At 40.8% G+C, this 11,682-nt stretch carries 10 protein-coding genes; 6 read left to right on the top strand and 4 right to left on the bottom strand.

Translation table 11 applies throughout. From position 1 onward, the window contains the following. Window positions 1-102 precede the first annotated feature (102 nt). Both ltaE and pgi read left to right on the top strand, forming a co-directional pair. On the top strand, window positions 103-1,122 hold the full coding sequence (gene ltaE / locus QJ048_RS06120; RefSeq protein WP_282333452.1) for a low-specificity L-threonine aldolase: 1,020 nt from the start codon (window positions 103-105) through the stop codon (window positions 1,120-1,122). A gap of 128 nt (window positions 1,123-1,250) precedes the next feature. Continuing rightward, window positions 1,251-2,906 carry a glucose-6-phosphate isomerase gene (gene pgi / locus QJ048_RS06125; RefSeq protein ID WP_282333453.1) on the top strand — a complete coding sequence of 552 codons (1,656 nt, stop codon included), beginning with the start codon at window positions 1,251-1,253 and terminating at the stop codon, window positions 2,904-2,906. A 61-nt stretch (window positions 2,907-2,967) separates the two neighbouring features. Here the strand turns inward: pgi and QJ048_RS06130 are convergent, their stop codons facing one another. After that, a complete protein-coding gene (locus tag QJ048_RS06130; RefSeq protein WP_282333454.1) occupies window positions 2,968-3,327 on the bottom strand; it encodes a carboxypeptidase-like regulatory domain-containing protein in 360 nt (119 codons plus the stop codon). A 193-nt stretch (window positions 3,328-3,520) separates the two neighbouring features. Between QJ048_RS06130 and QJ048_RS06135 the strand changes: the two genes are divergently transcribed. Continuing rightward, window positions 3,521-4,642 carry a 5-(carboxyamino)imidazole ribonucleotide synthase gene (locus QJ048_RS06135; RefSeq protein ID WP_282333455.1) on the top strand — a complete coding sequence of 374 codons (1,122 nt, stop codon included), beginning with the start codon at window positions 3,521-3,523 and terminating at the stop codon, window positions 4,640-4,642. A gap of 77 nt (window positions 4,643-4,719) precedes the next feature. On the opposite strand, the gene QJ048_RS06140 is transcribed toward QJ048_RS06135, so the two are convergent. Beyond that, window positions 4,720-5,742: a hypothetical protein gene (locus QJ048_RS06140; RefSeq protein ID WP_282333456.1), complete on the bottom strand. Its 1,023-nt coding sequence runs from the start codon at window positions 5,740-5,742 to the stop codon at window positions 4,720-4,722. Window positions 5,743-5,999: 257 nt separating this feature from the next. On the opposite strand from QJ048_RS06140, the gene QJ048_RS06145 reads away from it, so the two are divergent. From QJ048_RS06145 to QJ048_RS06155, 3 genes are all read left to right on the top strand, one after another. Next, the gene (locus QJ048_RS06145; protein WP_282333457.1) at window positions 6,000-6,866 is read left to right on the top strand and encodes a glucose 1-dehydrogenase; all 867 of its coding nucleotides are present in this window, start codon (window positions 6,000-6,002) and stop codon (window positions 6,864-6,866) included. A 25-nt stretch (window positions 6,867-6,891) separates the two neighbouring features. Further along, window positions 6,892-7,548, top strand: coding sequence for a YgaP-like transmembrane domain (locus tag QJ048_RS06150; protein ID WP_282333458.1), 657 nt, complete (start codon window positions 6,892-6,894; stop codon window positions 7,546-7,548). Between the two features lie 112 nt (window positions 7,549-7,660). Then, complete coding sequence (locus tag QJ048_RS06155) at window positions 7,661-9,211, top strand: FAD-dependent oxidoreductase (protein WP_282333459.1); 1,551 nt, start codon at window positions 7,661-7,663, stop codon at window positions 9,209-9,211. A gap of 192 nt (window positions 9,212-9,403) precedes the next feature. On the opposite strand, the gene QJ048_RS06160 is transcribed toward QJ048_RS06155, so the two are convergent. Further along, window positions 9,404-11,173: a M56 family metallopeptidase gene (locus tag QJ048_RS06160; protein ID WP_282333460.1), complete on the bottom strand. Its 1,770-nt coding sequence runs from the start codon at window positions 11,171-11,173 to the stop codon at window positions 9,404-9,406. A gap of 5 nt (window positions 11,174-11,178) precedes the next feature. Next, window positions 11,179-11,565: a BlaI/MecI/CopY family transcriptional regulator gene (locus QJ048_RS06165; RefSeq protein WP_282333461.1), complete on the bottom strand. Its 387-nt coding sequence runs from the start codon at window positions 11,563-11,565 to the stop codon at window positions 11,179-11,181. Between the last annotated feature and the right edge of the window lie 117 nt (window positions 11,566-11,682).

Below are 11,682 nucleotides of genomic sequence, written 5' to 3' on the forward strand. Positions count from 1 at the left end.
CTGAATGTTTGATATTTGTAATGCAAAATTGAAATTCGACCCTCAGTTATTCAGTTAATCAGTTATTCAGTTTATTTTCGTGTCTCCATAACAACTCACACCATGATAGACTTTCGTTCGGATACTTTTACGAAGCCAACACCTGCAATGATAGATGCGATGATGAGTGCGCAAGTGGGCGACGATGTGTTTGGAGAAGATGTCACCGTAAACGAATTACAGGAATATGCGGCGACACTTTTTGGAAAGGAAGCTGCGCTGTATTGTCCGTCAGGAACAATGAGTAACCAGATCGCCATCAAATGTCACACACAACCCGGCGACGAAGTAATTTGTGAGAAAAATGCACACGTTTATATTTACGAAGGCGGCGGAATAGCCTTTAATTCATCTTCACAAGCAAGGCCAATAGAAGGCAACAACGGAAGAATAACAGCTGAGCAGGTTGCAGAAGCAATCAATCCGGACGATGTGCATAAAGCAAGAACTTCACTTGTTTGCCTTGAAAATACTTCCAATAGAGGTGGCGGCTCCTGCTATGACTTTGAAGAAATTAAAAAGGTCAGAAAAGTTTGTACCGATCATAACCTGCAACTACACCTTGATGGCGCAAGGCTTTTTAATGCGTTGGTCGCAAAAAAAGAAACCCCAGCACAATACGGAGAAGTATTTGACAGCATTTCCGTTTGTTTGAATAAAGGGTTGGGTTGCCCGATTGGCAGTATTCTTATAGGCTCCAAAACATTTATAAATAAAGCGAGACGCGTTAGAAAAGTACTGGGTGGAGGCATGAGGCAAGCAGGTTATATGGCAGCGACAGGTTTATATGCTTTGAAAAACAACGTCAGCAGGCTGGAGCTTGATCATACACATGCCAAACAAATTGCAAATGCACTCAGTAGCAAAAGTTTCGTTGGCAACATTATGCCGGTTGAAACGAATATCCTGATCTTCGAAATCAAGAAACCTTTTACCGCAAAGGCTTTTACCGATGCGTTAAAACAACATCAGATCGCCTGCATTCCAATATCGGAAACGCATGTACGCATCGTTACACACCTCGACGTATCTGAAGCCATGGTACGCCAGACTTTAGATGTGATCAATACAATTACTCTATAAATTTGGTGCAGATATTGATAATAATCAGCAACAAAATGGATGATGTGGAGAGAGACTATGGGAAGACATTTCTAAATTTACAGGGACGTTTCTAACTCACAACTTAAAACTTAAAAACTATCATAGTTATGTTACCTACAGTATCACCAACGCAGACAAATGCATGGAAATCACTTCAACAACACAAGGATAACGACATTAAGAGTATTAAGATGAAGGAGCTGTTTGCAAAGGATGCCGACAGATTTAAGAAATTGTCCCACACATTTGGCGATATTGTAATTGATTTTTCTAAAAATATTATTACTGATAAAACATTGGAAATTCTCTTGCAGTTGGCTACCGAAACCGGCGTACAGCAAGGAATAGAGGCCATGTTCAAAGGAGATAAGATCAACGCGACTGAAGACAGATCTGTACTGCACGTTGCGCTGAGAAACTTATCCGGCACACCTATTTATTCTGAAGGAAAAGACGTGATGCCGCAGGTTAAGCAAGTGCTGGCGCAAATGAGAACCTTCTCCAACAAAGTGCACAGCGGCGAATGGAAAGGCTATACTGGCAAAAAAATAAAATACATTGTAAATATTGGTATTGGTGGTAGTGATCTTGGCCCTTTGATGGTTACAGAAGCATTGAAACCTTATTGGCAAGACGGCATGCAGCCTTACTTCGTTTCAAATGTCGATGGCACACATATCGCTGAGACACTTAAGAAAGTAACACCTGAAGAGACGCTTTTCCTTATCGCATCTAAAACTTTTACAACGCAGGAAACAATGACCAATGCACTTACGGCACGTGCATGGTTCATGGAAACAGCGAAAGATGAAGCGGCTGTGGCAAAACATTTCGTGGCACTTTCTACCAATGAAAAAGACGTAGTGAAATTCGGGATCGACAAAGCGAATATGTTTGAGTTCTGGGATTGGGTAGGAGGACGATATTCTTTGTGGAGCGCTATCGGTTTGTCAATTGCTTTGACCATCGGTTATGATAATTTCGAATTGTTATTGAAAGGTGCGCATGAAACCGACAATCATTTCAAAACAACTTCGCTTGATAAAAACATTCCGGTTTTGATGGGGCTTGTGGGTCTTTGGTACACTAACTTTTTCGGTACACAAAGCGAAGCAATTTTACCATACGACCAATACATGCATCGTTTTGCCGCATACTTCCAGCAAGGAAATATGGAAAGCAATGGTAAGAGCACCGACAGAAACGGCAAGCATGTTACTTACGCAACAGGTCCGATCATTTGGGGTGAGCCTGGAACAAACGGCCAGCATGCCTTCTATCAATTGATCCACCAGGGAACACCTGTTATTCCTTGTGATTTTATTGCGCCTGCGATCAGCCACAATCCAATTGGCGATCATCACGCGAAATTGTTGTCAAACTTCTTTGCACAAACAGAAGCTTTGATGAATGGAAAATCTGCAGAAGAAGCAAAAGCTGAGTTGGAAAAGTCCGGCAAATCCGCTGAAGAGATCGAAAAACTGGTTCCTTTCAAAGTATTTGAAGGCAACAGACCAACAAATTCTATACTGATCAAAAAGATCACTCCGTTTACTCTGGGCCAGTTGATCGCTTTATACGAACACAAAATATTTGTACAAGGCGTGATCTGGAATATCTACAGCTTTGATCAGTGGGGCGTAGAGCTTGGTAAACAATTAGCGAATAAAATTTTACCTGAGCTTCAAAACGATGCAGAGGTTACATCGCATGATTCATCTACGAATGGATTGATTAATACTTGGAAGAAACTTAGGAATTAGAAATTAGGAATTAGAAATTAGGAGTTCAGAATCGCTCCTAATTTCTAATTCCTATTTCCTGTTATTTGATCGGGCTAATCTCTTTTATCTCCGCATACGCACTTAGCGACACCTTAAGGTCAAGTCTGTTTTCGGCGCCGCTTTTAACCAGAATGTCTTTTTGCTTTTTATTGTAATCGAGAAAGTTGACGATGGTCTCGTAATTGCCAGCTTTTATGTTTGGAAAAATGAATTTTCCGTTGGCTGCTGTCATGGTTTTAAACACATGGTTATTAGCTTTGTTTTTCAAAATTACCACTGCACCTTCCACCGGTTGCCCGGTTATTTTATCCTCCACGGTTCCATTGCACTGCGTATTAACTTTTGCGAAGCCAAACACCGCCAATCCACTCAAAAATATCCCTGTTAATAAGGCTTTCATAACATGCATTTTTTTAGACGTTGCAAAAGTAATACCTATGGCTGTTAAGTGCTTGTGAATTTGAAAATTTGATAACATGAAAATTTGAAAATGAAGGAGTGCAGGTTGTATTGCATAGCCCTGTGGGCAACAATGTATTAACAAATTGTTAGGCATCGGCCGCAACATATTATATTTGCGCAAAATTACGATGATGCAAAAAGTAGGAATACTAGGAGGCGGGCAGCTTGGCAGAATGCTGCTTCAACAGGCGGCAAACTATACGGTTGAAACATATGTGCTTGAGAATGATAAAGAATGCCCCGCCGCTCATTTGTGTCATCATTTTGTTTTAGGCGACATCCGCGATTTTGACGCTGTTTACAATTTTGGTAAAAACCTCGATGCCATAACTATTGAAATAGAGAACGTAAACATCGATGCATTGGAGAAACTGGAAGCTGAAGGAGTAAGAGTTTATCCCAAACCGGCAGCTCTTCGCATTATCAAGAATAAGATCTTACAAAAACAATTTTACGCTGACAACGAAATTCCAAGCCCAGCTTTTAAAGTGGTACAGAATAAACTGGAACTGGGAAACGTACAGGATTGGTTACCAGCTGTACAAAAACTCGGCGAAGGTGGCTACGATGGAAAAGGCGTACAGGTGCTGAAAACAAGAAACGATTTTGAACAGGGTTTTGATGCACCAAGCGTGGTAGAGAAAATGGTGGACATAGACAAGGAGATCGCCATGATCGTGGCTGTGAATGCGAAGGGCGAAACAGCACTTTACCCACCAGTGGAAATGTTATTTGACCCGCAACTGAACCTGTTGGATTTTCAATTGGCTCCTGCTTATATTCCTGAAAAAATTTTATGGCGCGTAGAAGCCATTTCGCTGAAAGTAGCGAGAAGTCTTAATTCTCCGGGACTTTTTGCTGTTGAACTATTTGTTGATCGTTCGGGCAATGTATTTGTAAATGAAACTGCTCCGCGTGTACACAATAGCGGTCACCACACGATTGAGGCGCATTACAGCTCTCAATACGATATGCTTTGGCGCATTTTGTTGGGCTATCCATTAGGTAACACAGCTGCTATTCTTCCGTCGTCGCTGGTGAATTTGATTGGAGAAAAAGGACATAGCGGTACAGTGAAATACGAAGGCCTTGATGAAGTATTAAAAATGGACAACGTGTTTGTTCACTTGTACGGAAAAAAAGAAACCAAGCCTGGCCGCAAGATGGGCCACGTTACAGTTATCGCAAACGACAAACAAGAATTGATTCATCGGGCAAACCTGGTGAAGAGAACGCTTAAGGTTATTAGTTAATTGAAAATTGAAAGTTGAAAATGCATCAGGTTGAATTACCGTCATTTTCAACTTTCAACTTTCAATTTTCAATTAAGTCAGAACTCAATGTATGCCAACGTCGTCACCTGGTGTGGCGCATTATTATTCGCATCGCTGACGATTAATGCGCCCTTGCGGAATAAAACCATGCCTTCCCAATTGTTTTTCACTCCAGGAAATGTAGCGACCTGTTTCCATTTTGTATCGCTGAGACTATCCAGTGAAACGATCCTTGCATATTCGTGGTTCTTTTCCTTCAGATAGTCAGGATCTGTATTCAACTGCTCAGCGAGCTCGGGAATTGTTGTTTTAATATCATTGATCGTTGAGTCCGCATAGATTGCATGGTCGCCGTGGTAATAATAGTTAAGTGCGTAAATTTTGTCACCCATAAAAAGATCGGTAATACGGAACGGCAGCATCGGGATCTGCGTTCTAACAGACTCTGAAGCAAAGCCGGTATCAACGAGATAGGCATAATTGACGGTGTGAAAATTGGCCTCGTATGCAGTTAATAATTTATTTTCCGAAGGTATATAAGCGATAGACTCAAAACCGGCGTTTTCCCAATTAAACCAACGTTTAAGACGCATTACTTTACCGGTGTCGATCGTTAATTCGTTGGTCGTCGTGTCAAGATTTCCTTTGAGCATATAACAGTTGGTGAAGTTATCATGCGTTTCAATGTTCATGAAAACCGTACCATTCATAATTAAAATGGCTTCAAAACCTTCATATCCTTCTTTTACCTCCTGTTGTAGTTTGTCCAGATTTTTTACCTTGATTTTTTGAAATTTCGTGAGCGGAATATTATTATCCAGAGTAAGATTGATGCTGTCAATAAGGATGCTGTAAATAAAGAAATTGTCTTCCACAAGGCGCTCTTTCTTTTGCTGGTCACCATATTGGGGAAGCAGGTATACGCGATTGTTCCACAGCGCCATTCCGGAAAATTCTTCCGCAACCCCGCTGATTTCCTCAGGCAGTTGGATCTGCTGAAATTTTTTTTCCTGTGCAAAAACCTTATCAATAAAGAACAATGTGCAACAAATAAAAAGGCAAAAACACTGCTTCTTCATAGTAGAATTAGGAATTAGAAATTAGGCTGTAGGAATTGGAAGTTCCTAACAGGCTGTAAACCTACTAAAACATTCATTTGCAGCGTAATTAATAATTAATAATGAATAATTAATAGGGGTGGTAGTCATTACAAAAAGCGACTTGCTTCTAGCTCAGGTTTTGTTCAATGTTGAGTAACTGCTTCTTAATTCTTAATTATTAATTATTAATTCCCCTTCGGGGAACGCTTTTTTCATAGCAATACCAAACACAGCGTATGCCACAAACGATTCCCAAAAAGAAGGTGAGAAAGCCTCAAAAGGTGGGGAAAGCGCAGAAGGGAAAGGAAGAGAAAATGCAGCCCATGCCTGTATATGAAAAGGAAAAAATACCCTTTCGATTGCGCGATAAAGTCGCCATCATCACAGGAGGGGACAGCGGCATAGGAAGGGCCATTGCCATAGCGTTCGCAAAAGAAGGAGCAGATGTTGTGATCTGTTACGAAAAAGATGACGTGGACGCCAAAATAACAGCATCAGAGATTGAAAAAAACGGAAGAAAATACTTATTGATAGGTGGTGATGTGAGTAGGGAAAATCATTGCCAGAAGATTATCGACAGAACAATCAAAACCTTTGGTAAGATTGATGTGTTGATCAATAATGCTGCTGTGCAAACACCTCAGGATGAGTTAAAAAAGATTTCTGCGCAGCAACTAACGCGAACTTTTGAAGTGAATATTTTTTCACAATTTTACATGAGCAAAGCAGTTGAAAAATATTTAAAGAAAGGCTCTTCAATTATCAATACAACATCCGTAACCGCGTACAGAGGGAGCGGTCATTTGCTGGATTATTCGGCAACCAAAGGTGCCATACTTGCTTTCACCCGATCGCTTTCCAGCTATTTTTCCGAGAAAGGAATTCGTGTAAATGCAGTCTCGCCCGGACCAATCTGGACCCCTTTGATTCCAACCACTTTCGATGCTGAAGAAGTAGCGACATTTGGCTCAAATGTACCCATGAAGCGTGCGGGTCAGCCTGTTGAGGTTGCCTACGCCTATGTGTTTCTGGCAAGTGACGATGCCGCCTACATTACAGGACAGGTCATACATCCAAATGGCGGTGAAATAGTAAACGGATAATTCTAAAATTTTAAAACATACATCTATGCTACACACAATGAATCCAAACATTAACAAGAAAGAAAGGATAGCTTCTGTAGTAGTCGGCGCAATATTGTTGGGTGACGGATTGCTGAGAAAACGCAAAAAACTTATTCAGATGATTGCAGGATCAATCCTCCTTTATCGGGGAATGTCTGGCAATTCGCCGGTTTACAGAGCGCTTGACATTGACACCACTTATAAGAAGTCATTGAGTCCGTCAAATATTCGCGTCTCTGCGATCATCAACAGACCACGCACTGAAGTCTACAATTATTGGAGACATCTTGAAAACATGCCTTTATTTATGAGCCATGTGAGTGGGGTAGAAGTATTGAATCCAATCAATTCACGTTGGTTCATTTCACTGCCAGGTAATATAGGAACGATACAATATGATACCGCGATCGTTCATGAAGAAGAAGGACGAATGATCGGCTGGAAGTCGCTGCCAGGGGCACCTATAGAGCATGTGGGAAAAGTTACGTTTGAAGATGCAGGAGCGGACTCAACAAAAATCGATATTCTGTTTAGCTACCAGGCGCCGGGCGGCAAAATAGGAAAAGGCATCGCGCAGTTGTTCACACCGGTATTCCAAAAACAAGTGCGTAAGGACCTCGAGAATTTTAAGTGGCACTTTGAGAAGGGACAATATGTTTAACAATTGAAAATTGAAAGTTGAAAATTGAAAATGGCCGGAGTTAACAGCCTCTATCGATTAATATCAGCCTCAATTTTCAACTTTCAATTTTCAATTTTCAATTAAAAAAACTATGCAAAGAGATGGAACAAGAGAAAGCCTATGGCAACATGATCAACCGGATTATTCGAATGATGATAAAAAAATAGAAGATAAAATTTATGATGTGCTGATCGTTGGCGGAGGAATTACTGGCGTTAGCACTGCGTATCTTTTGCAAAAGAATGGAATGTCCTGCATACTCGCAGAAGGAGCTACGCTTGGCTTTGGAACAACAGGTGGTACAACAGCTCACTTGAACACCATCATGGATACTTCGTATCCTGAAATAGAAAAGAAGTTCAATAAACATGCTGCGCAAACAATTGCCGATAGCACAATGCTGGCGATTCATTTTATTGAAACCACTACGAAAACGCTTCGTATTGATTGCAACTTTGAATACAAAAATGCTTACTTGCTGGCCAATAATGATGATCAGTCGAAAGAACTTGATAATATTGTTTCTGTTTCAAAAGATCTGGGAATTGACATAGATTATACAAATAAAATTCCTGCGCCCCTTTCATTCGACAATGCGGCAATAATCAAAAACCAGGCGCAGTTCAATCCAATCAAATATTTATTCGGTGTTGCAGACGACTTCAGAAATTTAGGAGGTGTGCTGTTGCAAAATTGCTTTGTATCTGATGTAAAGCAAGAGACAGAAGATACATTATTGGCTACAACAACACGGGGTAAAATAAGGGCAAGAAAGATCGTTTACGCCACACATATCCCACCAGGGGTGAATCTTCTGCATTTGCGTTGCGCACCTTACAGGAGTTATGTTTTGGCGGTGGAATTGGAAAATGAACAATCTTATCCCGACGCACTGATCTATGACATGGAGGAGCCGTACAACTATTATCGCACACAGGAAATAGAAGGGAAAAAGCATTTGATATTTGGAGGAAAAGATCATAAGACAGGACATGAAGAAAATCTAAAAGACAGGTTCAGACAATTGGAGCAATACCTCAATCAATTTTTTTCCATTAAGTCAATCAAACATTTTTGGTCATCGCAATACTTTGAACCGGCGGATGGGCTTCCTTATATCGGCAACTTGCCTGGACATGACGGACGATATTTTGTGGCAACGGGTTTTGGTGGAAATGGCATGATCTACGGTACACTCGCTGCGATGATCATGTTTGAGTTGATCGTGAGGAACAACTATAAATACCCTTTGGCAGAATTACTCGATCCTAACAGGTTAAAGCTTGTAGCAGGGTTTAGCAATTTTGTAAAAGAAGGAGCAGATGTAGCTGCAAAATGGTTAGGCGGACATCTCACCAGTCATTCGATTGACAATCTTGCGAGCATTACGCCAGGTGAGGCGCAAGTAGTAAAATACAATCATGAAGATGTGGCATTGTATAGGGATGGTGAAGGGAAATTGCACGCGGTCAATCCAACATGCACACATTTGCAATGCAAAGTAAAGTGGAACGATGCTGAGCTTTCCTGGGATTGTCCGTGTCATGGTGCACGCTACAGCACCGATGGAAAAGTATTAACAGGTCCGGCCAATAGAGATCTTGATTACATTATTGTGGATGAGCTTGTGGCTAAGGAGTGAAGGATCGTCGTTATAAATTAATAATTAATAGAGGTAACCGCAAATAGAAGTGAATTAGTGATCGAAAAAAAAGAGGTTGTATCAAAAGTAAAAATGAGCACTGAGAATCGCTTAAACGGCTACAACGCTCCGTGGTGAGCCCGAATAAAAAGAGGCTGACTCATACTTTTGAACTGGCCTCTTAATTATTAATTACAATGAAACAACCGCTCTTTTCCTAACCACCTTGATTTCCTTTTGCAGAGAGTCAATCTTCATTACATGTCTGTCTCTGAGTTGCTGTTGTTTATCTGCCTTGGCAACCAACATTTGTACAAGTGCTGTGGATTGCATGTCGATGATTTTTGCAACATTATCTTTTTCGTAATAATGCATGCAGGAAAGGGATTGCTCAAGATTTAGCAAAAGCTTTTCTTCATTGCAAATATTTGCCTGCCTGGCCATATCCAATGCGACAGAGGCCTTAACCAGGGCCAGTTTAAGCGCATGGTCCTCTGAGCTTAAAGCATTGATAGAGTCCTGGATATTGTAGTAACTAAAGCTTGATCCCGGAACGTATGGTGAATTCGTGCTGATATTTATTTTCACGTTAGGCTGTGGTGCAGCCGGAATTACAAAATCCCGCTTTTCGATCGTTTGCACCGTTTCAACATGTATCGGTTCTGCATTTGGTGCGCTATATGAAACCGCTACAAGCTGCGGAACGGGTGGTGGCGGCGGCGCAAGTTCATCTGCCTGTTTTGTTTCTAATGAATTGCTTCTTTTGATTTTAACTGCAACGAGAACATTTTGTACAGTTACCCTGATCTCTTGTTTATATGTATTCGCTGCCATTCTCGTTTGCTGAATATTGCCTTGCATTTCCGCCACAGGCTTATTGTTTCGCAGCAAGTAATTATAAGGTAAACCACTCGCTTCGGCACTACTGAATGATACTGTTTGCATAGTTGGCGTCAGCGGCGTAATAGTCTCCCTATTTGTTGGCTGCACAAACAATGCAGACGAAAAAAGCAAAAGAAGTAACGGAAAAACAAGTTGCTGTTTGTTGATCTTCGTATCAACGGGCACATTCATAATGCGTTTAACACGTGTCAACAAGTGCTTTTCATTTTTACCATTGGAAGATAAGCTGAGGGAAGGCAGCACGTTGGATCTGTTTTGCTCCAGGGTGAGCAACGCCTTCGCATATATTTCAGGCGAATATCTGAATTGAAGAACGAAGTCATCACAACTGTTTTCTCTTTCTGTTTCCAGTACTTTGATGAACAGTTTCGCAAAAGGATTGAAGAACAGCATGATGTTTACTAAGCCTAAAAGCACATTTACAAAGTAATCGTTCCTTTGAATATGTGCCATTTCGTGTAACAGGATAGCTTCCAATTGTTCCGTTGTCAGCTGATTGATTGCGGCTAGCGGAAGCAGTATAACAGGTTTAAAATAACCGATCAATAGCGGAGCATCTACATTTTTGGAAATCCATACAGATACTTTTTTCTTAATGCTCATGCGCATTGAAAGTTCCTGGATGTATATTTTATAGAAGGGAGAGATTTTTACTAAATCCTTTTTGTTGAGCAGATAAGATGCTCTTATGAAAAATAAAAAGCGCAGCGAAAGAAAGAATACAACTCCGAGGTAAATAATAGAAATATACGGCAGAACTGCGTTGAAATAGTTCAGCGATTGCTGATATAGCGTGCTGTAATGCTCATGTGCGTAGCCGATAATGGAAAACGAAGCATCCGGCAGGAACCAATACCTAAAAATGAAATTGCCCACCACGGTTAGTGTCCCAGCAGACAAAAGCGTCAACGCAATATTGTACTTAACGGCGGCACTGGCTTTTTTGAAGGAAAATGAAAAACCAATGTACACAAGCCAAAGTGCAGCAAATTGCCAGAGGCTGCTGAGCAGGCTCCATGCAAGCTGTTGTAAAAAAGCAGAATGGCTCAAGGGAGACATATGTTTTAGGCTTCTTTTTTAAGATCGTCCAGTAATTGTTGAATCTGATCAAGCTCTTCTTTGGATGCTTTATGACTGCCCAATGCCTGTATTACAAGCTGTGTGGAGGAGCCTCCAAACAAACCATTGATCATTTTCCCCAATAATTGCTTTTGTGCTTTTTCACGGGTAACGGCTGGTTGATATATGTGCGTTTTGAAAGTATTGTCTCTTTTTACGAGACCTTTTTCGTGCATGATCTGCATTAATTTGAGAGTGGTGGTGTAACCAACATCTTTTGTGGCAGACAATGCTTCATGCACGTCGCGCACACTGGCAGAGCCTTTTTCCCAAATCACTTGCAGGATTTCCAGTTCACTTTCAGTAGGTTTTATAGATTTCTGAACAGACATATGAACCATATTTAGCTCTAAAATACGATTCTTTTCGTAAATAATTGTTAAACCAATTTGAAAATTTGAGGATTTGAAAATTTGAAAATGCGCTGTGTTCATCCTTTTGAATTTTTT

It is taken from the genome of Pinibacter soli, from assembly GCF_029961145.1.
GTDB classification, from domain to species: Bacteria; Bacteroidota; Bacteroidia; order Chitinophagales; family Chitinophagaceae; genus Pinibacter; species Pinibacter soli.